Raw genomic sequence first — 25,096 nt, forward strand, 5'->3', positions numbered from 1 at the left:
ATATCCCTTACTTAGATTTGGAGGAAAGCTCTATGACAAAGTCGGATTTGCCGATAGATTTTCCGAAATTTTCCACGCAATAACATATGAAGAGCTTTTTTCTTGCTCTTGTCATTGCAACATAAAACATTCTTCTTTCTTCTTCAATCTCGTCAACCCCCTTCGCCTTCTTATAAGGTACACTGCCCTCGTTCACATCAATTATATAGACTATATCAAACTCAAGACCCTTTGATGAATGAAAAGTCATAAGTCTTACACCTTTATCGTTTTCATTTGACTTCTTTCTTGCCTCTATAAGCTCATCTTTGTACTCATCCATATGTACAAACCAGTCATTAAAGGTGTTATACTCTGCGGCGCTGTTTTCAAGATCGCCAAGTATACTGTAGCAGTCATCACTTTCAACGCCGTTCATATCACAGTACTCCTCTATATATTCATCATAGCCGACCACATTTCTTATATATCTTAGGGCTGTAGCAGGTTTAAGATTCTTTATAGTCCTTAAATGCTCTCTAAGTTCCACTATTCTTTTTATCATATAACTTTTATCATCGTAATAGTCAAAAAGTGTCTCTATATTTGCTCTTGAAGAGGAAAGCGAATCTCTGCTTATATACCTGTTAGGCTTGTTGGAGATGCGAAGTAAATCACTTTTATCTCCTGTTTTCATGGCAAGCTTTATATATGAGATAATATCCTTTGCTACCCAGTGGTCAAACAGATTCGGTATGGCATCTCTTATAGTAAAAGGAATATTGTTTCTCATAAGTCTTTCTATCAAAAGTCTCGGTGAAAGGTTGGTTCGATAAAGTACGGCTATACTGTTTATATCCTGACCGGATTTTATATAATCCTTAATATCCTTTATTATAGAGTTTACCTCAAGGAAAGGATTTTTAAACTCTATCAAGGATACAGGCGCACCGTCTCCGTTCTTTGCCTTAAAGTTTTTTGGAAATCTCTTACTGTTAAATGATATAAGCTTGGTTGAAGCATTCACTATCTGTGTGCTTGATCTGAAATTTATATCAAGAAACACCTTTTTTACATTTCTGAAATCTCTTTCAAAACCGAGCATTATCTCAGGTCTTGCCCCTCTGAATCTATAGATGGACTGGTCGTCATCTCCTACTACTGTAATATTTTGTTTCTCACCTGCCATCAGCTTTATTATATTGTATTGTAAGAAGTTGATATCCTGAAACTCATCTACCAGTATGTAGCGATATCTGTTTTGAACGGCCTTTAAAATATCACTCCTCTCACTTAAAAGTTCATAGGTAAGTGAGAGCATATCTTCAAAGTCAAGCTTTCCTCTTGCCTCAAGTTCACTTTCATAATCTATGTAGATTTTTTTGAATGTGTCACTTGATATACTGTTTGAGTAGTAGTTTTTTATACTGATATTGTCCTGTTTTACAAGCGCTATCTCATTTAACAGATTGCCGGCAAGTGTATTTATATCCTCATTTTCTATGGCGTTTCTTTTTATAAGTTCTTTAATAAGAGTGTACCTTAACTCATCTGAGGCTATCTGCTCGGAGCTGAATCCGTAAGCCGTTTTCAAGAGATTAAAAAAAACTGAATGGAATGTTCCGAATGTAACTAAACTTTTTTGGCAGAGTTTTTCAAATCTGTCTTTCATCTCTTTTGCAGCCGCCCTTGAAAAGGTTACAACTAAAATATGGGCCGGGTTTATACCCGGCCCCTCTATAAGATATTTTATTCTATGTGTGATAACGAAGGTCTTTCCGGAGCCGGGTCCTGCCAATACCATAAGGGGACCTGCCCCATGTTCTATGGCTTTTTTTTGATTACTGCTGTAATTTGTCAATTCCAATCTTAATCCTTCTTATTGATTCATCTTTTCCGAGAACTTCCATAATCTCTGTAGCGCCTGCAGGAGTCATCTGCTTTCCTGAAAGTGCGGTTCTTATCGGCCACATAATAAATCCTGTCTTATACTCATGCTCTTTGCCGAATGCTGACAGTATACCAAAGAGATTGTCATTTGAGTAGTCATCTGTAGCTTCCAAAATAGGCAATACCTCTTTTAAAAGTGAAAGTGAATTCTCAGAGTTTGTCTTCATCTTCTTATGTGTGTACATTGAGATGTCGTAATCAGGAAGCTTCTCAAAGAAATCTATATGGTCTGCAATCTGTGGTAAAACCTCTATTCTTGTCTTTACCATATTTGCAATCTTTCTTATATCAAGCGGCTTTGTAATAACCTTATCTATATACGGTTTTGCAAGCTTAAAGAAATCGTCCTCATCCATCTTTTTAAGGTACTCACCGTTCATCCATGAAAGTTTTACCATATCAAAAACGGCAGGTGACTTTGAAATATGCTTATAATCAAAAGCTTCTACAAGCTCTTTAAGTGAGAATATCTCTCTGTCATCTTCAGGAGACCAGCCAAGCAAAGCTACAAAGTTTACAATAGCTTCGGCAACATATCCCTGCTCTATCAGATCCTCAAATGATGAATGACCGCTTCTTTTTGAAAGCTTCTTATGATCTTCATTTGTTATAAGAGGACAGTGTACATAGGTAGGGATTTCCCAACCGAACGCCTCATAAAGTCTGTTATACTTCGGTGAGGATGAAAGATACTCGTTTCCTCTAACTACATGTGTGATACCCATAAGATGGTCATCTACCACATTTGCAAAGTTGTAGGTAGGATATCCGTCAGATTTTATAAGTACCATATCGTCAAGCTCCGAGTTATCCACTGTGATATCTCCGTATATGTCGTCGTGGAATGTAGTGGTTCCTGTAGTAGGATTGTTTTGACGGATAACATAAGGAATACCGCTCTCAAGGTTTTTTCTTATCTCTTCCTCAGACAGTGACAGGCAATGTTTGTCATACTTCATTATCTCTTCACCGTTTACATTTGAGCGAAGTGAATTAAGACGCTCTGGAGTACAAAAGCAATAATAAGCCTGCTTCTTATCTATAAGCTCTTTTGCATACTTCAGATAGATACCCTCTTTTTGTCTTTCACTCTGTACATAAGGACCGCAGCCTCCGTCCTTATCAGGACCTTCATCATGTGTAAGGCCGGTTTCTTTAAGTGTATTATATATTATCTCTGTAGCACCTTCTACATATCTTTCCTGATCGGTATCTTCTATTCTAAGCAGGAAATCTCCCCCTGCGTGCTTTGCAATCAAGTATGCATACAGTGCCGTTCTAAGATTTCCAACATGCATTCTTCCTGTTGGACTTGGTGCATATCTTGTTCTTATCTTTGTCATATTGACTCCTTATCTATATTTAATCATGGTGTAATTTCAAACTTATAGCCCATGCCCCATACAGTCTTTATATAGTCACCTCGCTCACCCATCTTTGCACGAAGTTTTTTTACATGAGTATCAATGGTTCTGGCGTCACCGAAATAGTCATAGTTCCACACCGAGCTTAGAATCTTTTCTCTTGACAGTGCAATACCTTTGTTTTCAATAAAATATGTCAAAAGCTCATATTCTTTAAAGCTTAAATCTACAGGCTTTTTGTCGATATATACACTTCTGGCAACCTTATCTATCTCTATGGCACCTGCTATAAGTCTGTCCTCGGCTTCGCCCACAGTCCTTCTAAGTACGGCTTCAACTCTTGCCACAAGTATCTTTGGAGAAAACGGCTTTGTGATATATTCATCCACACCGAGCTTATACCCTTCAAGCTCATCTCTTTCTTCACTTCTGGCAGTCAACATCATAACAGGTACTTTTGAATACTGTCTTATGGCCTCCAAGACTTCAAAGCCATCCATTTTCGGCATCATCACATCCAAAAGTATCAGTTTGACATCCTTGTTGGCGTCAAATACCTTAAGTGCCTCTTCTCCGTCTTGTGCTTCCAACACTATGTAGCCCTTAATGCTTAGAAAGTCTTTTACAAGCTTTCTCATTCTGGCTTCATCATCCACCACCAATATTTTTATATCTTCCATATAATCTCCAAATCAGCAGACCTATGTATTATTTTTCTTCTATCTTTATTCCAAGTTCCTTTAACTGTGCATCATCCACTTTATCAGGTGCATTTGTCATAAGATCCGATGCGTCCTTAACCTTAGGGAAGGCAATTACATCTCTTATAGAGTCCGCACCTACCATAAGCATTACCACTCTGTCAAGACCGTATGCAAGGCCTGCGTGAGGCGGAACACCGTACTTAAATGCTTCCAAAAGATATCCGAATCTTTCATTGGCAACTTCTTTTGAAAGTCCGAGTACATCAAACATCTTTGACTGAATATCGGCCTGATGGATTCTTACCGAACCTCCTCCGATCTCTGTACCGTTAAGTACTATATCGTATGCCTTTGCTCTCACTCTGCCCGGATCCGAGTCTATATACTGCCAATCCTCATCCATAGGTGCGGTGAACGGGTGGTGCATTGCCTTAAATCTGTTCTCTTCATCCGACCACTCAAGCAGAGGGAACTCTGTAACCCAGAGGAATCTGTAGTCATCTTTCTTTAAAAGTCCAAGCTGGTTTGCAAGCTCAACTCTCAAAGCTCCAAGTGTATCCCAAACTATCTTATTGGTGTCTGCGGCAAAGAAAAGCATATCTCCGGGCTTTGCATCAAGTGCCTTCTTTAAGCCCTCTATCTCTTCTTCCTTCATAAACTTTGCAAACGATGACTTGATACTTCCGTCAGCTTCAACAGCCATATATGCAAGTCCCTTTGCCTTATAGCTCTTTACAAACTCAACAAGAGCGTCAATCTTCTTTCTAGGCATACCTGCCTGTCCGTTTGCATTGATACCGCGAACGCTTCCGCCGTTTGCAAGTGCATTCTTAAATACGGCAAACTCGGAGTCTTTTACAATATCCGAAACATCCTTTAACTCCATACCGAATCTGAGGTCAGGCTTATCCGAACCGAATCTGTCCATAGCTTCCTGCCATGTCATTCTTTGAATAGGAAGCTTTACATCGATATTAAGTACATCCTTAAACAGTCTTTGTAAGAGTCTCTCATTTACATCTATAACATCGTCAACATCTACAAATGAAAGCTCCATATCTATCTGTGTGAACTCAGGCTGACGATCAGCTCTTAAGTCCTCATCTCTATAGCATCTTGCAAGCTGGAAGTATCTGTCATATCCCGATACCATCAAAAGCTGCTTAAAAAGCTGAGGAGACTGTGGAAGTGCATAAAAACTTCCCGGATATACACGGCTCGGTACAAGGTAATCTCTTGCACCCTCAGGTGAACTCTTTATAAGTGTAGGAGTTTCAATCTCCAAAAATCCGTTCTCTGCAAGGAAGTTTCTTGTAGTTGTAGCCACCTTACTTCTGACCATAAGATTTCTTTGAAGATCAGGTCTTCTAAGGTCAAGGAATCTGTACTTTAATCTAAGTTCTTCCTTAGTCTTTGAATCCTCTTCGATATGGAAAGGAGGTGTCTCGGATTCTGAAAGTATTCTAAGTCCTGTTGCTCTTACCTCAAGCTCACCTGTAGCCAGTGACTCGTTAAAAGCTCCGCTCCTTTTCTTTAAGATTCCGGTTACGGCTATACAAAACTCCTGTTTAAGCTTCATAGCCTTATTAAACACTTCACTTCCGCACTCGTCCTCTTCAAATATTATCTGCAATATTCCCGAACGGTCTCTGAGGTCACAGAATATGATTCCTCCCTTGTTACGGTTCTTTTGAACCCAACCCATTACAGTAACTTCACTTTCAAGCGGTGCGTTTACCACCTCTGCACATCTATGACTTCTCTTTAAGCCAAGCATTGATTCTGCCATTTTTATCTCCTAACTGTATTTATTTTAAGGCTTCTCTATAAAATTCCTTAAACTCCGTATAGCCCTGTTTTTCAAGTCCTTCTTTTTGGAACTTCTTATTTTTATTCATCTTTGAAACCAATACAATATTTCCGTCTTCACGAAGTGATGCGGCTTCCTTTAATATGTCCTTTAAAACATTGCCGTCTATATTCTTTTCATATAAGAAAGCAATCTTCCTGCTCTCATCGGGGATCTTAAAGCCTGCATCCAAAAGTATGGTGATGATACGCTCAAAACCTATAGAAAATCCGCAAGCAGGTGTATCGTTACCTGTGAATCTTCCAATCATCTTATCATACCTTCCGCCACCGGCAACAGAGCCTGAAAATCCTTCCATACTGACTTCAAATATGGTTCCGGTGTAGTATCCCATACCTCGAACCAAGGTAGGGTCAAATACAAGTGAAAAATCATTTGTATTTACTTCAAGCACCGTATCCATTATTTCACAAAGACTGTCAAGTACTCCGTCTTCAATAAATCCTTTAAGCTTATCTTTTAAAGATAAAACAGCCTCGGTATTATCTTTAAGTCCCTCAAACAGGCTCAGATATTTTGAACATTTTTCCTCGCCGTCAAGCTCTGTCAGCTCCTTTTTCACACCGTCCATGCCTATTTTATCCATCTTGTCAAGGATTATAAACACATTACCTATATTATCCTCGTCATAACCTGCATAAAGCGCCATAGCCATAAGGATTCTTCTGTCATTTATTCTTACGCTGAAGTGCTTTCCTTTTGCTATCTCACTAAGTGCCTTTGTGGTTGCAAGTATCAGCTCTATTTCCGCAAGATTTGAAGCTTCACCGAGAATATCTATATCACACTGTGTAAACTGTCTGAATCTGCCCTTTTGAGGCCTGTCGGCTCTGTATACATTACCTATCTGCAATGCCTTAAAAGGATTCGGAAGATTTGCCTGATTGTTTGAATAGTATCTGGCAAGAGGCAATGTAAGGTCGTATCTTAGACCGGCATCAACCAAATCGTTCTCATCCTTTATATTTTCAAGTTTAAGTTTTTCTCCTCTTTTTAAAATCTTAAAGATAAGCTTTTCGTTGTCACCGCCTTGCTTACTGAGAAGATTTTCTATATGCTCCATAGCCGGAGTCTCTATAGAGGTAAAGCCGAAGCTTCCGTATGTTTTTTTAATAATATTTATCAAATAATCTCTGATAAACATCTCTTCAGGAAGAATATCCTTCATTCCGGTGACACTTTTTTTAATCAATGCCATGCATATTTTCCTTTCTTTTTATCATTTCATCAAGTCTTTCAATATATAATTTCGGGTCCTTTACATTTTCAATTCGCTCGATTCTACCGTCATTAAAAACAATCTTGCTTGAAGTACCCGCGCCACAAGCTATGATAGTCTGTTTTTCTTCCATAATCAATATATTATAAAGACATTCTTTCCCCGGCTTTGAAAAGCCTATATTCTCAAGGTTTCCCGCCATGTTTTTTTGACGATACAAATAGTAAGGCTTAAGCCCCAGTTCATTGCAGGTTTCTGTTGCCACATCAATCATAGATAACATCAAGTCATTGTCCATGATTTCTCTTTTATTTTCCGTGTTTAATCTTGCGGCTCTTTTCAGTGCCAATGAATGTATGGTAAGCGATTCAGGCACAAAGTCTTTTACCTTTGTAAAGCTGTCCTTTATATCGGATAATGTCTCACCGTTAAGTCCGATAATAAAGTCCATATTTATATTGGTAAAGCCCACCTTTCTTGCCAGTTTGAAACTGTTACAGATATCCTCTACAGTATGCTTTCTGCCTATCAAATCCAAAGTCTTTTGCTGCATAGTCTGCGGATTTATAGAGATACGGTTTACTCCCATATCTCTAAGCGCAATAAGCTTTTCTCTTGTTATGCTGTCAGGTCTTCCGGCCTCTACAGTCAGCTCCAAAAGGTTTGAAAAATCAAAGTTTGTCTTTACCGTATCCAAAATCTTTGTAAGCTGACAGCCTTCAAGTGAAGTAGGTGTTCCACCTCCCATATATATTGTTTGAAGTTTCTTTCCCTTATACATCTTTGATACGGCAACAAGCTCCTTACAGAGTGCCTCCACATAAGTATCCGTATCCTTTTTCCACTGTGCAATAGAATAGGAAGTAAAAGAACAGTAAAGGCATCTTGTAGGACAAAACGGTATACCTATGTACAGGCTGTAGCCGTCTTTGTAATCAATTTTTTTTAGAATATTGAACTCTTTAAAAACCGTATCTATGCAAAGATTCATTCTCTTATCGCCTACCATATATACCTCTTTGAGATGCTTTTTTATTTCTTCAAGCGGCATATTTTTTTCAAGCAAATCCATCACTATCTTGGTAGGTCTTATACCTGTAAGTGTACCCCAAGGCAACTCTTTGTTTCCGAGTTTTAAAAGATTCTGATAGATATTTCTTTTCAACTCATTTTTGGTATCAAATTTGGTATCTTTTATCTTTGAACAAAACTCTAAAACTTCACTGTCTGTATTTATCCCTATATGATACTCATGCTCTTTCTTATATAAATGAAGTCTTAACACAGCGGTATCGTCTGTATAAATATACTTTTCACCCGGATAAAATGCCATTAAAAGCTCTCTTATATCCTGTTCAAAGGTCATATCCTCTAAAAGCAGTGAAATCATCTGTCAATACCATGCTTTTTTACATATATTGCTACGGGATTATACTTTTTTTCATGTGCTACGGTAGTCATATCCATATGCCCCGGCAGTATATTGACATCATCAGGCAAAGTCAACACCTTTTCATATATCGACTTTATAATGGACGGATTGTCGCCCCCATAGAGATCTGTTCTTCCGCAGTCTTCTCTAAAGACCGTATCACCTGAAAACAGCAGTTTTTCATCCGCAATATAGTAGCAACCCGATCCCTTTGTATGTCCCGGAGTTGCAATAAATACTATATCCTTATCAAGCAGATGTAATACATCACCGTCATTTAAGAGTACATCAGCCTTTGTAACATATCCGCTTCCGATAAAAGAGCTTCCTCCTGATTTGCGGCTGTCATAAAGCATCTCATCGTCAAACTTTGAAATATAAACCTTAATATTATATTCTTTTACCAATTCATTTACCGCCATTATGTGGTCAAAGTGACCATGTGTCAGCAAAATCGCAACCGGCTTTAAATTGTGTTCTTTTATTGTATCTATAATATTCCCGGCCTGTGCGGACGGATCCACTATAAAACATTCCAGGCTTTCCTTATTATATGCTATATATACATTGGTCTGTACCGGACCGAGTGTCAGTACATATACTCCGATTTTATTCATTAACCTGCAGTCCTTTCAATATCTATTACTCCGCTCACCTGTCGAAGTTTTCCTATAAGCGAGTTGAGTTCCTCTCTTCCCTTTATATCAAAAACAAGATTTATAGTTGAAATATCGTTTTTATTTGTACGAACATTGATAGATGTAATTGAAATATCATTTTCGCTATAAATTTTGGTTATATCCATAAAGAGCCCTGTACGATTATGTGCAAAAATTTGAAGTTCTGTCTGATACTTTTCTGCAAGCTTTGAATCCTCAAACTCCTGCCACTCGGCAGGTATAATTCTGATTCTGTCATCTGAAGGCAGATTCATAATATTTATACAATCTGTTCTGTGGATGGATATACCTCTGCCTCTTGTGATAAATCCTACTATCTCATCTCCCGGTACAGGATTACAGCATTTTGAAAATCTCACTGCAAGGTCGTCAATACCTTTTACGGTAATACCCGATTTGGAATTCTTTACAATAACTTCCTTATCACTGCCGTCACCTATGCTCTCAAGTATTGCACTGTCATTGAATTCCTTCTTTGCAATCTTGTTTCGCTCTTCCACCATCTTGTTGATGATCTGACCTTCCTTAAGTCCTCCATGACCCAAAGAAGCCAGAATGGAATCCCAGTCTTTGATGGCGTATCTCTTCATTACCTTTTCCTGGAATTGCGGCTTGTTGATTTCAGACCAGTTTATACCCTTTGCCTTACAATATCTTTCAAGCATATCCTTTCCACGAAGGATATTGTCCTCTTTTAATTCATTTTTAAACCACTGCTGTATCTTTGATCTGGCCTGATTTGACTTTACGATATTTAACCAGTCTCTGCTTGGTCCCTTTGAGTTTTGTGAAGTGATTATCTCGACTCTGTCACCGCTTTTAAGCTCGTAGTCGATATTTACAAGTCTGCCGTTTACTCTGGCGCCCACCATCTTATTTCCTACAGCTGAATGTATGGAATATGCAAAATCTATAGGGTTTGAACCTGCAGGAAGATTTTTTACATCTCCGTCAGGAGTAAAGCAGTATACATTGTCTGAGAAAAGGTCAAGGTCACTCTTTATCACCTTCAAAAATTCGGCGTTGTCGGACATATCCCTTTGCCATTCAAGGATTTGTCTGAGCCAATTCATCTTGGCATCTTCAGCTCCCTTGGCTACAGAGCCGCTTCCGCTCTCTTTATACTTCCAATGTGCTGCAATACCGAACTCGGCGGTTTTATGCATCTCTACAGTTCTTATCTGTACCTCAAAAGGCTGACCTGTATCTGATATCAAAGTCGTATGAAGTGACTGATACATATTCGGCTTAGGCATAGCAATATAATCTTTAAACCTGCCGGGTATAGGCTTATATATCTCATGTGCCGTGCCCAGTGCAAGGTAGCAGTCCGTAACGCTCTCTACAATAATCCTGATGGCAAATACATCATAAATCTGATCAAGTGTCTTATTTTGATTTACCATCTTTTTATATATTGAAAAGAGGTGCTTCACTCTGCCGTTGATTGTAAATTTCATTCCTGTTGCGGATAAATGTTGTGAAAACTTCTTTATTATATCATCTACAAATTGCTGCCTTTGTTCTTTTCTGAACGCCAGCTTTTCCGATAAATCATAATATACATCAGGATGCAAATATTTTAATGAAAGGTCATCAAGTTCCACCTTTATCTTTGAAATACCCAGCCTTTGTGCAATAGGAGAATATATATCCATAGTCTCCCTTGCCTTTTCTTTTTGCTTTTCAGGCTTCATATATTGAAGAGTACGCATATTGTGGAGTCTGTCCGCCAGCTTTATAAGTATGACTCTTATATCCTTTGCCATAGCAAGGAACATCTTTCTAAGATTTTCAGCCTGCATCTCAATCTTGTCATTCTTCAGTGAGAGCTGTGTCAGCTTTGTAACACCGTCTACCAAATTTGCAACATCTACCCCGAACATATCTGCAAGTTCGTCATATGTTATGGCTGTATCCTCTATTACATCGTGCAAAAGCCCTGCAGCTATCGTCTCTTTGTCAAGTTCAAGCTCGGCAAGGATTATTGCAACACAAATAGGGTGAATTATATACGGTTCACCTGACTTTCTCTTTTGATCGTTATGTGCTTTTTTTGCAAGTTCATAAGCTTTGGTTATCATAGAGATATCATCTGACGGATGATAATGCAATATGATTTCAATAAGCTTTTTGTGTAAGCTTTCCGGTGATGTAAAATCAGCAGGCTTATCAATCTGAGTTTCTATATCTTCATTTAGAAAATTAAAATTGTCCTCTTTCATCAAACTCCTTACTCTTAGGCTAAATATTGCAACTTGTTGTATATTTGTCTAAGATTCCATTATACGAATATAATGTAAAAAAAGCAATAATACCAAAATAAAAAACCGGCAAAAATATGCCGGTCTTAATCGTTTCAGATATTATCTTCTTTTTTCCATCTTACAAAGCTCAAGTAAAACATAAATCGGTAATGCTATTATTATAAGTAAAACCATACTGAAAGTGTGTAAAGCCTTGCCGAAAGCCTGTGATGATTTACTGTTCTTAAACATATAACCCCCTAAAAGCTATAAATATTATTTTGCCATATTCACTTCTCTGAAGGCTTTGCCTTGCTTTAAGACAGGTGAAAACTTCTTGTACAAAACTATAGTAAGTGTTGATATCAAAGTACCTTTCAATAAATTTACCGGTGCCACAATCATAAGTGCAAATGTTTGAATATTGCTTACTGAAGGATTTATCGCACTTCCCATACCTATAATAGCATTTAAATCCATTCCGAAAAGCTGTGCAAACTTAGGTAAAAGATAAACTGCATTAAACACAGAACCAAATACGGTCATTATAATTGTACCTGTGATACTGCCTACCAAAGCACCGTTTCTTGTCTTGTTAAAGATATAGATAATACTTGCAGGAAGAATAAGTGAAGCACCTACACAGAAGTTTGCAAGCTCACCTACAAAGGCTGTGGATGTAGACTTAAACATCACCTTAAGTAAAATCTTTATAAACTCTGTAAGCACGCCTGCCACCGGACCGAAAGCAAAGGTAACTATCATTATAGGCAATTCTGAAAAGTCAAGTTTATAAAATGCAGGTGCAAAAGGAAGCGGAACCTCAAACATCATAAGTATTGTACTTATTGCACCGAAAAGACCGATCATGGCAATCTTTTGAGTGGTAATAACAGGCCCGTCATACCCCGACCTTTTATTTGCTATCTTTTCAAAAACAAATGCGACTACAAATGTGGCAAATACAATTCCAAGGAATTCAGCCACAAAAACCAAATTATCAACTACTGCTGTTAACATAAACTACCTCCATAGCATATGCTTCGGAGTGTGTTTTCCAAAATAAAAACCCCCTAAGAATAGGGGGCGATTAAACGAATCTTGAAAACACTCTTCTCTCATCCAGACTATACTGTCGGTTTTGGAATCTCACCAAATCAACTGCTATGCAGGTCGCAGACTATACTGCCGGTAGGGAATCACACCCCGCCCCGAAGAATTATTATTTTATTTCTTTAATCTTAAAACTTTTTGTAAGAAAAGTCAATATGAAAATAGTTTTTCACAGCTTGATTTTGTGAATTTACGCTTTTACAGGCATTCCGTTTACTTCCACATCATCCTCAATAGGCACAAGCAGATATTTTCTGCCGTCTATCACTCTGGTTTCAAGCTTCTCAATTGAATCCGTATCAGTTTTTACGGTGATACCCGGCGTCTTTACCTCAAACTTTCTTGTATCGACCACATTGTCTGCGAGTACCTCAATATCCGCATCCGCGCTTTTCTCATATGATTCCACAGCCTCATCGGAGACACCGCTTTTTGATATAAGTTTTACCATATCGTTTTTGGTAAGTACAAGCGGTTCGGGATTATCTGAATTTTCTGCAATAAGATCAAGCATATTTGAACTCAGAGCCGACATCACAGGCATTGTAAGCTCATCTCTTAAAACGTCATACAATACGGCTTCAAAGGTCTCTTTTTGCATCACTGACGACATCGGAGGGTTTACACCTATAATCTCGTTTATAAAACTCTCATTCAGAGCATCGTTTTTCTTGCTGAAGTATAGTGCAGCATGTATATCTGTAGTTCTGTCCGTAAATGCAGGGAATAAAAATCCGTGCATAGGCATACCTACTATCCAATCTCTGATTCTGTTTGCAATTACACCCTCATTTGCAAAGTAGCTGAGTGCCGGCTTTGACAATGTAACAGGGCAGATACTGCAAAGCAGACCGTGATAAACTTCATTTGAAGCATCATCCATTTCTAGCCTATCACTTGACTTACCCGGTATGTCATACATCATATCTACAAGTATAATGTAGTAGTTTTCAGCATACTCATATGCGTCAATAACTTTTCTGAAAAATTCATCCAAAATCAACTCATCGTCAAGTCTGCTCTCTCTAAGTTTCATAAGAAATGCATGCGGAGTATCTTCACCTTCCTCACCAATAGAAAAATCCAAAGTCAGCAAAGATTTTCCAACAGCACCTGATAGAGTTTTTCTGAAAATCTCTTCATATTTGAAGGCGTCTTCCTCAGGCAGTGAGTAAAAAGCATCCTTTGTCATAAATTTTATATTTTTTTCAGCATCAACATAGCATCCTGCATACTTTGTAATAACATTTGTATCCTTATTAAACTGCTTTTTTATCTCATTTATCTCTTCTCTAATCATTACATTCACCGCCTTCCTTTTTTAACTCATCCAGATACTCCAAATCTTTTTTTGAAAGATCGGCATTTTTTAATAAATCCGGTCTGTTAAGATAAGTCCTCTTTATAGACTCTTTTCTGCGCCATTCTTCTATATTTTTATGATGCCCTGAAAGAAGCATATCAGGCACCCTAAGTCCTTCATATTCTACAGGTCTTGTATACTGCGGATATTCAAGCAAATTGTCTTCAAACGATTCAAAATCCGCACTTTCATTATTGGTAAGCACGCCGTCCACCATCCTTGCAATGGCATCCATCATTACAAGAGCCGGAAGCTCACCTCCTGTAAGTACATAATCACCTATGGAGTAACACTGCGCGTTTGTAAGTTCAAGTGCTCTCTCGTCAACACCCTCATAATGACCGCAAAGAAATACTATCTCATCAAGCTTTGCAAGTTCTTTGGCATCATTTTGATTAAATACCTTGCCCTGTGGTGAAAGATATATAAGCTTCGCTCGCTTACCAAGCCTGTCACATATACTTTCATAGGCTTTATGTATAGGTTCCGCCTGCATTACCATGCCTGCACCGCCTCCGTAAGGATAATCATCCACTCTTCTATGTTTATCAAGTGTATAATCACGAATATTTATAGCTTCCATTGATAATAAATCGTTTTTTATGGCTCTGCCGACTATACTTGTGTTCATACACATTTCTATCATTTCAGGAAATAATGTTAAACAAAAAAACTTCATATCTATAAATCCAAAAGTCCGTCCAAAACATGGACTTTAATTTTTCCCTCGTCAAGGTTTACATCCAGTATACATTGTCTGATATATGGGAAAAGTACTTTCTTTTCACCCATATCAACTTCCATTACATGGTTTGCACCTGTAGGGAAAACATCTGTAACCTTTCCTATCTGAGTATTGTTTTCATCTATCACATCAAGCCCTATAAGATCCGCAATATAGTTTTCATTCTTTTTTAGCGGTGTGGCATTCTCTCTGTCAACAAAAAGGTCTACATTTCTTAAAGCCTGTATTGCTTCAGGATTATCAAACTGCTTGAATTTTACAAGTGCCATATTCTTTTGAAATCTGACACTTTCAATATCAAGTACTGTCTCAACTCCCTTGATATTTGCATATACCTTTTTTATCTTTTTTAATCTGTTTGAGTCATCGGATGTAGGATAAACCTTCGCCTCACCCTTTATTCCGTGAGAACTTGTAATGACTCCCACTCTAAATCTATCTGTCATTTTATTCACTCTCAAAATTATTTAATAAGCCTTTAGATAACAATAAAGCCACTACATATGTAGCAGCTTGCTTGTTATTTTATCTCTAATACTACTTTCTTTTCAGCCCTTATGGATGCTGACTTTATTATGGAACGTATAGCCTTGGCTATCTTTCCTGACTTACCTATAACCTTGCCCATATCAGCCTCGGCTACAGACAGTGTACAAACAGTAGTATCACCGTCAATTGTCTCTTCAACCTTTACTGAAGCCGGGTCGTCAACCAAAGCTTTTGCTATAACTTCAATGACTTCTTTCATATTCAGTCCTTATTATAATAAACCGGCACTCTTTAAAAGCTTAGCAACTCTGTCTGTAGGCTGTGCACCGTTTGAAAGCCACTTCTTTGTGCTCTCCTCGTCAAATTTGATTACGCTTGGATCAACTGTAGGATCGTATGTACCTACCTCAGCGATAAATCTACCGTCTCTTGGTGAACGAGCGTCAGCAACTACTACTCTGTAGAAAGGTGCCTTCTTCTGTCCCATTCTCTTTAATCTCATCTTAACTGCCATTTTATTATCCTCCTAATAGCTATAAAAATCTATATATGATCAATTCTAATATTTAGAATAGAATCCTTAAAAACCTAACTTCCCGCCGAAAAGACCTCCGAGGGCTCCTCGCTTTTTGTTATTCTTCATCATTCCCGGGAACTGCTTCATCATCTTTTTCATCTGTTCAAACTGCTTAACCAGACGATTGACTTCACCGATATTTACTCCTGAACCCTTTGCAATCCTGTTTTTTCTGGAAGGGTTTAAAAGACTCGGATCAAGTCTTTCTTTTTCAGACATACTCTGTATTATGGCCTTTATCTTTACCATCTGTCCGTCATCCACCTGCGGCAGTGAAGCCTTTCCTCCGATTCCCGGTAGCATACTGAGTATACTTGCCATTCCGCCCATCTTTTCAAGCTGTTCAAGCTGGTCTAAAAAGTCGTTAAAATCAAACTCGGCCTTGGCAATCTTTTGTGAAAGTTTCTTTGCCTTCTCAGAGTCCATATCCATCTCGGCCTTTTCAATAAGCGAAAGTATATCACCCATACCGAGAATTCTGCTTGCCATTCTGTCAGGGTAAAACTGCTCCAAATCGGAGAGCTTCTCGCCCATACCTACATAGAGTATCGGCTTACCTGTAACTGCGCGTACTGAAAGAGCCGCACCGCCTCTGGTGTCACCGTCAAGCTTTGTAAGTATTACTCCGGTGATATCAAGCTTTGCATTGAAAGTCTCGGCTACATTTACAGCATCCTGACCTGTCATTGCATCCACCACCAAGATGATGTCGTCAACATTTACATTGTCCTTGATTTCAATAAGCTCGTCCATCATATCTTCATCTATATGCAGACGTCCGGCGGTATCAAGGAATACAATATTGTGGCGATTCTCTTTAGCATACTCTATAGCCTTTTTTGCAATCTCTACAGGCTTATGATTTGTTCCCATCTCAAAGACAGGTACATCCACCTTTTCACCGTTTCTTTTCAACTGCTCTATAGCGGCAGGTCTGTAGATATCACAACCTACAAGCAGCGGAGAATTGCCTTTTTTCTTTAATTTTGCGGCAAGCTTTGCGGTAGTGGTTGTTTTACCTGCACCTTGAAGACCTGCCATCATGATAACGGTTATATCACTTGAAGGTTTTATCTTAAGTTCTGTAGTCTCACTTCCCATCAGTGAAACCATCTCATCGTTAACAATCTTTATAACCTGCTGAGCCGGTGTCAGTGAATTGAGTACATCGCTACCTGTCGCCTTTTCTTGAATACTCTTTATAAAATCCTTCACTACCTTAAAGCTTACATCAGCCTCAAGCAGCGCAAGTCTTACTTCCTTAAGTCCGATTCGTACATCGTCCTCACTAAGTCTGCCCTTGCCGCGAAGATTCTTGAAAACATTTTGAAGTTTTTCGGATAAGCTTTCAAAAGCCATTTAAAACCTCCTATACATCCAGTATCTTGGACGAAAGCTCATCAATCTTTGCAACAAGTCCCTCATCCTTTGTGTCCTGATATATCTTAACAATCTTTTGTATCTCTTTTACATAAGATTTTGTTTCATCAAACTTTCTTATCAATCCAAGCTTTTCTTCATAAGACACCAGAGCCTTATTGCATCTCTTTATAAGATCGCTGACCCCCTGCCTGCTTATGCCTTCATTCTCGGCAATCTCACTCAGTGATAAGTCATTAAACACCACATCCTCATAAATCCTTTGCTGATGCTGCGTTAAAAGCTTGCCGTAAAAGTCATATAAAGTACCTTGATTGATATATTTTTCAATATCGTTATTTTCCATACTGTGAGAGTATAACAGCATAAAAAGAAGCTGTCAAGTGTTTTTACTTGACAGCTTGGAAAAGTTGGAACAAATTATTGATCCGGATCATTTATTTTAAGTTCTTTCCAAAGTTCTTCTATAGGACGTGTGGACAAAGTACCTGCTTCTTTTTGCGACTCGTACTCTTCAAATATTTGGGTGTCATATTCATATTTATCGAACTTTACACTTACATTATCTCCATCAAGTATATAGTCTACAAAAATATACATATCATCCCATCTGTCACTGTCCCATATTTCTTTATCTTTTCTGCCCAAATACAGAGCTTCAAACTCATCTGCCTGATCAAATGGAACAAGCCATCCTGCTAAATCACATACTTCAATATCTTCAAGGTCTAAATCTCTTCCTTCACCTGTTTCAGAAAAGAAAACTCCTCCAAGTCTTTTCGCCTCCTCTTCTATAATAGCAAAGTATTTTTCAAATTTAGCCCCTTCATTTGTTCGCAGTCCTCTCATAAGCTACTTCCTCATACAAATTTATAATATTTTAACAGTACTACTATCCCTTAACTCTCTACCCTATACACCTCACTTAAGAAAACTTTTTCATCCGAAATGCATTTATCCAATATACCTGCTTTTTTTAATCCGACTGCAATTGCAACAGATCTGGCCTGGCAGTTGATGGATTTTTTCGGATTGAACTCAATATCTGTAAATGCCTCATACATATCAAGTTCTTCCAAATATTCCTTATTTTTGGCTAAGGCATTTATATAAATCCAATTGTAGAAAAAATCCTTAGGTTCACTTTTAAATTCTTTTCCGAACAAATTGAAGCCTATCACTTTTCCACTTTCTCGCAGGCGGCTATCTTTCTTTGCCTCCCACGGTTTTACATCATATAAATCTGTATACGGTCCGCCATGTTCAAACACTTTGCTTCCTTGAAAGACACATTCAAGTTTATATTTACTCCCGTTTATACAGGTCAACAGGTTAAAGGCGCTTAGGTTTATTCCAAGATTATTATCTCCCTTTGTTGAAATCTCTAAAACATTACCTCCACCTTGTTCTTTATATGAATTGTGAAGTGAGTTAATTGATTTTTTCTTTTGAATTTCAGAAAATCCTGCAAAATACTCAAATTCAATTAATCTTTCCGTATAAAAAGGATACTTATCCTTTGAAATAAATATGGGTCTTTTTGCCATATATTCCCCCTTTAATTATTATCATATTTTTTTATATTTAAAAATTCAGTAAATGAATTCGCTCCTATTGTTTAAATATAGAATCAATCAAGCGCCATAATACCACGTGTAGTACTTATAGTACCTTATAACAGCTTTGTTTGCTTTAAGTGTATTATTGGACTTATTTGCAAAAAAAATAAAATAGATTTATTCCAATAATGTTAAGTTATAAATACTTACTAAAATATATTAAAAACATATATATTCAAATACAAAGAACTTAATTATTAAACATATCTCTCTATAATTCATAAAATCTTTTTATATTCTCCAAATGAAGTACTATTTTATTTTTTTTAATATCATCTACACTTATTAAACTATAACTAATTCCCTTATTTATAGATTCAAAAACATAAATTAAATTACTATCTATTTCTTCTTTTGAATAATAATCTTCTTTATTTAATTCTTCTACTTTATTAAAAAAACTCTGTATTTCTTCTTGTTCTAATCTAAAATATTCACTATAAAAAAACATGTTATCAACATAATCCAATAGTGTTTTTTTTCCTTCACATGTTTTAAGTATGTTCACAATTATATTGTTAATTATATCATTATTTTCAGCTGAATATTTAATTATTTCACCTATTTCTATATTTATTGGACTAAATCTTTCCTCCATTTCATCTATTCCTTCATTGATTTCATTTACCTCTTCATTATTCTCATTATTCTCATTTTTAAAATTATTATAATGAAAAGTGTAATATCTTTCGAAAGCCTCCTTTTTTTCTTTAGAAAAATATATTTTATAAACAATAAACTTGTACAAATCTCTGAATATTGCTATATTCTTGTTTTTAATATACAGTAACTTTTTATTACGATATTTATTATATTCATTTTCAATTATCTTGTTATTTAAATAGAGTAATATTTTTTTGTATTTTCTTAAATATGCTTTAATAATAAATTTAGATTTTAAAATTTTACTATGAAATTTTATCTTTTCATTTTTGTTACACTTCATATAATCATTATTTGAGCACAAAAAATTTCCGCCTATATTATTAAAAATATATAATTTATGGTTATTCTCTTTCGTGTTAATATATGCATATGAAAGCTTTGTTTTGCAATAATAACTTGAAAATATCACTTTATATACGTAGTAATGAAATATAGTTATTATAATAAAAAAGATGAACACTAATTCTAAAGTAGAAATGAAATTCATTTTTCCGCTATTTTTCAGAATGTAAACAAAAACAATATAAAACGATAAACTTACCCCACCAAAAAAAACAGATACTATTTTCTTAAACATCATTTTTTTTAAATAATAAATTAAAAAAACAAAAATCAATGATAATATAATAGATTTAAAAATAATACTTAATATATTTTTTATATTAATATTACAAAAACTATTTAGAACAAAATTTGTACTTACATATAATATATATGTAAATACAAAACATAAAACTATTCCTATAAATTTAGATTTATAAATAAAATCGAAGAATAAATCTGTAATCTTTATTGGAATAATTAATAAGGTAAGGCTTGATATAAAAAATGTATTAGCAATAATAATACATATATAAGAAAAATCTATAAAATTTTCCTTATATGAGGAAATATACACATTATATAAAATAAAAATCAAACTACATATAATAACGAATATGCTTATTGTAATTAATATTGAACGTGAAAGTATGTTTTTTAGTTTTGTCTCTTCCTCTTCAAATATATAATAAAAAGGATCTACTTCACTTGATTTTTTTATAATAAAAATCATTGTACCCAATGCACCTAAAATTACAACTATTGATGCTAAAATACCAAAAAAATAATTAGCTTGTTCTAATGTAATATTTAATCTCTCTGCAGCATTATATCCAATCATTTTTATACCACCATTACCTTTCTATAATTGTATTTTGTCACTTTTATAAGTTTTGCCAATTTATTCTTGTAAAATACACAACAGATAAACATATCCTATCCCATCAAATCAAAAAACGATATCTGATTGCTCTCAGGCAGATCTCCCAGCAAGTTCAAACTGTCCAAGAGCTCACAGGTGCTCTTTCCTACCTTGGCTCTGGACATGAAATCATCCTTTGATATGAAAGGTCCCGCCTTTGTTGCATTTACTATGGATGTTGCGGCGGTCTCACCGAGTCCGTCAATACATGAAAGTGAAGGCATTATCTTGCCGTTATCCATTATTTGAAACTTGGTAGGATGAACCTTGAAAAGGTCAATCTTTTCAAACTCAAAGCCTCTGGCATACATCTCCTGCACTATTCTCATATCACGCAAAGTATCGGCATCCTTAGCCGTAGGATCGGTTTTTTTCTTATATTCCGCTATATTGTATTCAAGCTTTTCCTTGCCCATACACATAAGCGAGTAGTTAAAGCCTGTAGCTCTGATAGTATAATACGCCGTATAATATGCCAAAGGATAAAAAATCTTACAGTATGCTATTCGCCATGCCATCATAACATAGGCGGCGGCGTGAGCCTTAGGGAACATATACTTAATCTTCTTACATGACCATATATACCAGTCAGGTACGCCATGTGCTTCCATATGTTCCACCCACTCATCGGTCAGTCCCTTACCCTTTCTGACACTCTCCATTATCTTAAAGGACTCTCCCTCATCAAGTCCCTTTTCAATAAGATAAATCATAATATCATCTCTGGTACAGATAGCGGTTCTGATGGTTGCCTTGCCCTCCAATATAAGAGTCTGTGCGTTTCCAAGCCAAACATCGGTACCATGTGCAAGTCCCGCTATTCGCACAAGATCTGACAGTCCTTCAGGCTTGGTATCAAGTAACATCTGCATAGCAAAGTCGGTACCAAACTCAGGAACGCCTAGTGCTCCAAGCGGACAGTCAAGAATATCCTTAGGCTCAATACCAAGTGCCTTGGTATTTTGGAAAAGGCTCATTGTCTCCTTTGAGTCAAGCGGAATATCCTTTACCGGGTCGATTCCTGTAAGGTCTTGAAGCATCCTTATCATAGTAGGATCCTGATGTCCAAGTATATCAAGTTTTAAAAGGTTGTGGTCAATAGCGTGGTAATCAAAATGAGTTGTAATAATATTTGTGGTCATATCGTTTGCAGGTCTTTGTACCGGAGTAAAGGTATATATCTCCTCACCGTGCGGCAATACTATAATACCTCCGGGATGCTGACCTGTTGTCCTTCTTACACCTTCACAGCCTGTAGCGAGTCTGTTTATCTCACATTTTCTCTTACTCTCATTCTTATCGTCAAAATAATGCTTTACATATCCGTAGGCGGTCTTATTTGCAAGTGTTCCAACCGTTCCGGCTCTGTAAGTATGCCCCTTACCGAAGATTACCTCAGTATAGGCGTGTGCATTCGGCTGATATTCTCCTGAGAAGTTAAGGTCGATATCGGGCTCTTTATCTCCTTTAAATCCGAGGAAAGTCTCAAAAGGTATATCAAAGCCGTCTTTTTTAAGCTTCTTGCCGCATTTCGGACAGATTTTATCAGGCATATCACAACCTGCTCTTCCTGCAAAAGCTTTAACCTCAGGAGAATCAAAATCCACATATTTGCAGTCACAGTAATAATGTGCAGGAAGCGGATTTACCTCTGTAATTCCTGAGGTATATGCCGCAAAGGAAGAACCTACGGAACCTCTTGAACCTACCAGATAGCCGTCTTCATTACTCTTTTCCACAAGTTTTTTTGCTATAATGTACATAACGGCAAAACCGTTTGAGATAATTGAGTTCAGCTCTTTTTTCAGTCTGTCCTCAACTATTTTAGGCAGATTTTCACCATACTGTTCATGCGCCTTTTTGTAGCAGGCATTGGTAAGATCCTCATCCGAGTTTTCAATAACAGGCGGGCATTTATCAGGTCTTACCGGAGATATAACCTCCACCATATCCGCAATCATTCTTGTGTTTGTAACAACGACTTCATACGCTTTTTCACTGCCGAGGTACTCAAACTCATCAAGCATCTCTTTAGTTGTACGAAGATATAGAGGCGGCTGTGTATCCGCATCCTTATAGCCCTTGCCGTAGAAAATAATTCTTCTGTATATCTCATCTTCAGGATTTAAAAAATGCACATCACAGGTGGCAACAACAGGCTTTTCATATACATTTCCAAGCTCTACAATCCTTCTGTTGATATCCTGAAGATCTTCTATAGAATGAATATCATTTTGTTCATCTTCCAAAAGGAACATATTGTTGCCTATAGGCTGTATTTCAAGATAGTCATAGAATGATACTATTCTGTTCAATTCATCATCTGTAGCATCATCGAGGATTGCTTTATAAACCTCTCCCTGTTCACAGGCACTGCCTATAATAAGTCCTTCTCTCATCTTTGCAAGAATTGACTTCGGAATTCTGGGTCTCTTGTTAAAATAATCTATATGTGAGAGTGAAATCAACTTATAAAGATTTATTCTGCCTATATCGTTTTTTGCAAGTATAATAACATGATTGTATTTGGTTTTCTTTACAATATCCGCATTGGTCTCTCCTAAGCTTGCCACATCCGAAAGCTTGCTTAACCCCTTGTCTTTAAGCCTTTTTATAAACTCCACCCAAATCTGTGCTGTAGCCTCGGCATCATTTACAGCTCTGTGGTGTCCTTCAAGTGAAATATTCAAAGCCTTACATACTGTATCAAGCTTGAATCTGTTAAGATCAGGCAAAAGAAGCCTTGCCATTGCTACAGTATCTATAATGGACGGATTGTACTCTGTATTTATTCTCTTTGCATTTTCTCTGATAAATCCCGTATCAAATCCTGCATTGTGAGCCACTATAATATAGTCTTCACAGAAGTCCAAAAACTTAGGTAAAACCTCTTCTATTACAGGTGCATTGACCACCATGGCGTCACTTATATGTGTAAGCTCCTCAATCCTGAAAGGTATGGGTCTTTTCGGATTGACAAATGTGGAAAATCTGTCCACTATCTCACCGTTTACCACCTTTACGGCACCTATCTCTGTAATGGCGTCATTTTTAGCTGAAAATCCGGTAGTCTCAATATCAAAAACTATAAATCCGTCATCCAAAGTCTTATCTGAAGGATTACTTACAAGCTCCTTTAAGTCGTCTACCAGATAACCTTCCACACCATATATAATCTTTGGCGGATTCTTAACATGACTTGCTTCCGTAAAAGCCTGTATATTTCCGTGGTCTGTAATGGCTATAGCGTCCATTCCCCAGTTCTTTGCCTGATTTATAATATCCGAAGCCGATGAAACACCGTCAAAATCACTCATTTTAGTGTGACAGTGAAGCTCCACCCTCTTTATGGGTTCATTGTCTACACGAATATTATCTTCAAACTTCTCACACTTTTTGATGCCCTTTACAGATGATATGGTCAGCTCACTGTCAAACTTATCAACCAGTGCAAGTCCGTTTATCTTTACATAGTTTCCCTTTACTATGTTCTCTTTGATAACATCAAGTTGCTCACCGCGGACAAACATTTTTACATAAATAGAATCGCTGAAGTCTGTAATTGCAAAAATATAAAGTGTAGAGTCACTTCTTTCAAGATATCTTGAATCCACCTCTATTATCTTACCTCTTACAACGACCTCGCCTATTTCACCTACCAGATCCGAAAGTTTTATAAAGTTATCGTCAAAATCCCTTCCGAATATGACATCAGGATTATTTGTCTTTTGATACTTAGGTGTAAAGCCTTTTTTATCAAATCCTTTTTTATTAAAGCTCTTTTTATCAAAGCTCTTATTACCTTGTTTTTTACCGGTTGAATCACTTTTGTTAGAGTCCTCTTTACCGGAATCTGTGCTTTCCCATGTCGTACTGCCACCGCCTACAAACTCGGTTGTATCTGTTTTTTTGGCTACAGTCCTTGTTGCAAACTCTATCTCTTCACTCTTTTCTTTAGCGGCGATGAACTTATGTCTAACTGTACAAAGTATTCCGCATCTTTCATTGAAGATTTTTTCAAGTATTCTTACAAGCTCATCTATAACGCTTTCATTTATCGGATTCTTTTCCACAGTCATATCCATATATGCGCCGTCAAAGCTTATAGTGGCGTTGTTTAGAATCAAATATTCCGATATCTTATAGTTTTTTATCTCAAGCAATATACTGTCCTTGTATGCGTCAAACAAATTTTTTGGAGTGTACTGACTTGAGAGTTTGAATTTTTCAAATATTTTTATTTTAATATTCTTTTTGGGAAACATAGTATCTTTTATAAGTGCTTCCAACTCCAGAATAGTTCTTTTCTCAATTATTCTTTCTGCAATGATATTTACCTTTATCAAAGTCATATCACTGCTTGCAGTTACCTTTTCAACAGAAACAAAGTTTAAAAGCTCATCCATATGCGGTGCACATTCCAAACTTTGAAAAACATCTTTGAACTTTTTAACCAT

The 25,096-nt window shown here is 36.8% G+C and carries 21 protein-coding genes and 1 riboswitch; all 21 genes read right to left on the minus strand.

The features are described from left to right. Window positions 1-7: 7 nt before the first annotated feature. Window positions 8-1,846, minus strand: a complete 1,839-nt coding sequence (locus EHW90_RS06105; RefSeq protein ID WP_124952005.1) for an ATP-dependent helicase — start codon at window positions 1,844-1,846, stop codon at window positions 8-10. Continuing rightward, window positions 1,821-3,272 (minus strand): glutamate--tRNA ligase, encoded by a 1,452-nt coding sequence (gene gltX, locus EHW90_RS06110; RefSeq protein WP_124952006.1) that lies wholly within the window; start codon window positions 3,270-3,272, stop codon window positions 1,821-1,823. Before gltX ends, EHW90_RS06105 begins: the two co-directional genes overlap by 26 nt. 23 nt (window positions 3,273-3,295) lie before the next feature. Further along, the gene (locus EHW90_RS06115; protein WP_124952007.1) at window positions 3,296-3,973 is read right to left on the minus strand and encodes a response regulator transcription factor; all 678 of its coding nucleotides are present in this window, start codon (window positions 3,971-3,973) and stop codon (window positions 3,296-3,298) included. A gap of 28 nt (window positions 3,974-4,001) precedes the next feature. Then, window positions 4,002-5,786 (minus strand): aspartate--tRNA ligase, encoded by a 1,785-nt coding sequence (gene aspS / locus EHW90_RS06120; protein ID WP_124952008.1) that lies wholly within the window; start codon window positions 5,784-5,786, stop codon window positions 4,002-4,004. Window positions 5,787-5,805: 19 nt separating this feature from the next. Continuing rightward, a complete protein-coding gene (gene hisS, locus EHW90_RS06125; protein ID WP_124952009.1) occupies window positions 5,806-7,065 on the minus strand; it encodes a histidine--tRNA ligase in 1,260 nt (419 codons plus the stop codon). Continuing rightward, window positions 7,052-8,476, minus strand: a complete 1,425-nt coding sequence (gene hemZ, locus EHW90_RS06130; RefSeq protein ID WP_124952010.1) for a coproporphyrinogen dehydrogenase HemZ — start codon at window positions 8,474-8,476, stop codon at window positions 7,052-7,054. Before hemZ ends, hisS begins: the two co-directional genes overlap by 14 nt. After that, a complete protein-coding gene (locus tag EHW90_RS06135; protein ID WP_009444801.1) occupies window positions 8,473-9,135 on the minus strand; it encodes an MBL fold metallo-hydrolase in 663 nt (220 codons plus the stop codon). Before EHW90_RS06135 ends, hemZ begins: the two co-directional genes overlap by 4 nt. Continuing rightward, window positions 9,135-11,423, minus strand: a complete 2,289-nt coding sequence (locus EHW90_RS06140; RefSeq protein WP_009444800.1) for a RelA/SpoT family protein — start codon at window positions 11,421-11,423, stop codon at window positions 9,135-9,137. Before EHW90_RS06140 ends, EHW90_RS06135 begins: the two co-directional genes overlap by 1 nt. A 141-nt stretch (window positions 11,424-11,564) precedes the next feature. After that, window positions 11,565-11,696, minus strand: coding sequence for a hypothetical protein (locus EHW90_RS13620; protein ID WP_279221890.1), 132 nt, complete (start codon window positions 11,694-11,696; stop codon window positions 11,565-11,567). Between the two features lie 24 nt (window positions 11,697-11,720). Beyond that, window positions 11,721-12,464, minus strand: coding sequence for an ECF transporter S component (locus tag EHW90_RS06145; protein WP_124952011.1), 744 nt, complete (start codon window positions 12,462-12,464; stop codon window positions 11,721-11,723). Window positions 12,465-12,550: 86 nt separating this feature from the next. Next, a riboswitch (FMN riboswitch) is annotated at window positions 12,551-12,667 on the minus strand. Window positions 12,668-12,747: 80 nt separating this feature from the next. Next, the gene (locus tag EHW90_RS06150; RefSeq protein ID WP_124952012.1) at window positions 12,748-13,857 is read right to left on the minus strand and encodes a DUF4317 domain-containing protein; all 1,110 of its coding nucleotides are present in this window, start codon (window positions 13,855-13,857) and stop codon (window positions 12,748-12,750) included. Then, complete coding sequence (gene trmD / locus EHW90_RS06155) at window positions 13,850-14,599, minus strand: tRNA (guanosine(37)-N1)-methyltransferase TrmD (protein ID WP_124952013.1); 750 nt, start codon at window positions 14,597-14,599, stop codon at window positions 13,850-13,852. Before trmD ends, EHW90_RS06150 begins: the two co-directional genes overlap by 8 nt. A gap of 2 nt (window positions 14,600-14,601) precedes the next feature. Then, window positions 14,602-15,111, minus strand: a complete 510-nt coding sequence (rimM, locus tag EHW90_RS06160; RefSeq protein WP_124952014.1) for a ribosome maturation factor RimM — start codon at window positions 15,109-15,111, stop codon at window positions 14,602-14,604. A gap of 74 nt (window positions 15,112-15,185) precedes the next feature. After that, on the minus strand, window positions 15,186-15,413 hold the full coding sequence (locus EHW90_RS06165) for a KH domain-containing protein (RefSeq protein ID WP_040457856.1): 228 nt from the start codon (window positions 15,411-15,413) through the stop codon (window positions 15,186-15,188). Window positions 15,414-15,425: 12 nt separating this feature from the next. Further along, window positions 15,426-15,668 carry a 30S ribosomal protein S16 gene (gene rpsP, locus EHW90_RS06170; RefSeq protein ID WP_124952015.1) on the minus strand — a complete coding sequence of 81 codons (243 nt, stop codon included), beginning with the start codon at window positions 15,666-15,668 and terminating at the stop codon, window positions 15,426-15,428. Window positions 15,669-15,734: 66 nt separating this feature from the next. Continuing rightward, window positions 15,735-17,090 carry a signal recognition particle protein gene (gene ffh / locus EHW90_RS06175; RefSeq protein ID WP_124952016.1) on the minus strand — a complete coding sequence of 452 codons (1,356 nt, stop codon included), beginning with the start codon at window positions 17,088-17,090 and terminating at the stop codon, window positions 15,735-15,737. A gap of 10 nt (window positions 17,091-17,100) precedes the next feature. Next, on the minus strand, window positions 17,101-17,457 hold the full coding sequence (gene ylxM, locus EHW90_RS06180; RefSeq protein ID WP_124952647.1) for a YlxM family DNA-binding protein: 357 nt from the start codon (window positions 17,455-17,457) through the stop codon (window positions 17,101-17,103). Between the two features lie 74 nt (window positions 17,458-17,531). Beyond that, window positions 17,532-17,960 (minus strand): DUF6290 family protein, encoded by a 429-nt coding sequence (locus EHW90_RS06185; RefSeq protein ID WP_124952017.1) that lies wholly within the window; start codon window positions 17,958-17,960, stop codon window positions 17,532-17,534. A 50-nt stretch (window positions 17,961-18,010) separates the two neighbouring features. Beyond that, on the minus strand, window positions 18,011-18,658 hold the full coding sequence (locus EHW90_RS06190) for a DarT1-associated NADAR antitoxin family protein (RefSeq protein ID WP_124952018.1): 648 nt from the start codon (window positions 18,656-18,658) through the stop codon (window positions 18,011-18,013). Window positions 18,659-18,941: 283 nt separating this feature from the next. Further along, window positions 18,942-20,558 carry a hypothetical protein gene (locus tag EHW90_RS06195; RefSeq protein WP_124952019.1) on the minus strand — a complete coding sequence of 539 codons (1,617 nt, stop codon included), beginning with the start codon at window positions 20,556-20,558 and terminating at the stop codon, window positions 18,942-18,944. A gap of 95 nt (window positions 20,559-20,653) precedes the next feature. Beyond that, window positions 20,654-25,096 (minus strand): PolC-type DNA polymerase III, encoded by a 4,443-nt coding sequence (locus EHW90_RS06200; RefSeq protein WP_124952020.1) that lies wholly within the window; start codon window positions 25,094-25,096, stop codon window positions 20,654-20,656.

Origin of the sequence: Lachnoanaerobaculum orale, assembly GCF_003862485.1 — a bacterium.
GTDB classification, from domain to species: Bacteria; Bacillota; Clostridia; order Lachnospirales; family Lachnospiraceae; genus Lachnoanaerobaculum; species Lachnoanaerobaculum orale.

Coding starts and splice junctions, on each gene's coding strand:
- aspS (WP_124952008.1), bottom strand. CDS start 5,786: ATGGCAGAATCAATGCTTGGCTTAAAGAGAAGTCATAGATGTGCAGAG.
- rpsP (WP_124952015.1), bottom strand. CDS start 15,668: ATGGCAGTTAAGATGAGATTAAAGAGAATGGGACAGAAGAAGGCACCT.
- EHW90_RS06185 (WP_124952017.1), bottom strand. CDS start 17,960: ATGAGAGGACTGCGAACAAATGAAGGGGCTAAATTTGAAAAATACTTT.
- ylxM (WP_124952647.1), bottom strand. CDS start 17,457: ATGGAAAATAACGATATTGAAAAATATATCAATCAAGGTACTTTATAT.
- hemZ (WP_124952010.1), bottom strand. CDS start 8,476: ATGATTTCACTGCTTTTAGAGGATATGACCTTTGAACAGGATATAAGA.
- EHW90_RS06140 (WP_009444800.1), bottom strand. CDS start 11,423: ATGAAAGAGGACAATTTTAATTTTCTAAATGAAGATATAGAAACTCAG.
- ffh (WP_124952016.1), bottom strand. CDS start 17,090: ATGGCTTTTGAAAGCTTATCCGAAAAACTTCAAAATGTTTTCAAGAAT.
- EHW90_RS06165 (WP_040457856.1), bottom strand. CDS start 15,413: ATGAAAGAAGTCATTGAAGTTATAGCAAAAGCTTTGGTTGACGACCCG.
- EHW90_RS06135 (WP_009444801.1), bottom strand. CDS start 9,135: ATGAATAAAATCGGAGTATATGTACTGACACTCGGTCCGGTACAGACC.
- EHW90_RS06115 (WP_124952007.1), bottom strand. CDS start 3,973: ATGGAAGATATAAAAATATTGGTGGTGGATGATGAAGCCAGAATGAGA.
- gltX (WP_124952006.1), bottom strand. CDS start 3,272: ATGACAAAGATAAGAACAAGATATGCACCAAGTCCAACAGGAAGAATG.
- trmD (WP_124952013.1), bottom strand. CDS start 14,599: ATGAAGTTTTTTTGTTTAACATTATTTCCTGAAATGATAGAAATGTGT.
- EHW90_RS06190 (WP_124952018.1), bottom strand. CDS start 18,658: ATGGCAAAAAGACCCATATTTATTTCAAAGGATAAGTATCCTTTTTAT.
- EHW90_RS06145 (WP_124952011.1), bottom strand. CDS start 12,464: ATGTTAACAGCAGTAGTTGATAATTTGGTTTTTGTGGCTGAATTCCTT.
- rimM (WP_124952014.1), bottom strand. CDS start 15,111: ATGACAGATAGATTTAGAGTGGGAGTCATTACAAGTTCTCACGGAATA.
- EHW90_RS06195 (WP_124952019.1), bottom strand. CDS start 20,558: ATGATTGGATATAATGCTGCAGAGAGATTAAATATTACATTAGAACAA.
- EHW90_RS13620 (WP_279221890.1), bottom strand. CDS start 11,696: ATGTTTAAGAACAGTAAATCATCACAGGCTTTCGGCAAGGCTTTACAC.
- EHW90_RS06150 (WP_124952012.1), bottom strand. CDS start 13,857: ATGATTAGAGAAGAGATAAATGAGATAAAAAAGCAGTTTAATAAGGAT.
- hisS (WP_124952009.1), bottom strand. CDS start 7,065: ATGGCATTGATTAAAAAAAGTGTCACCGGAATGAAGGATATTCTTCCT.
- EHW90_RS06200 (WP_124952020.1), bottom strand. CDS start 25,096: ATGGTTAAAAAGTTCAAAGATGTTTTTCAAAGTTTGGAATGTGCACCG.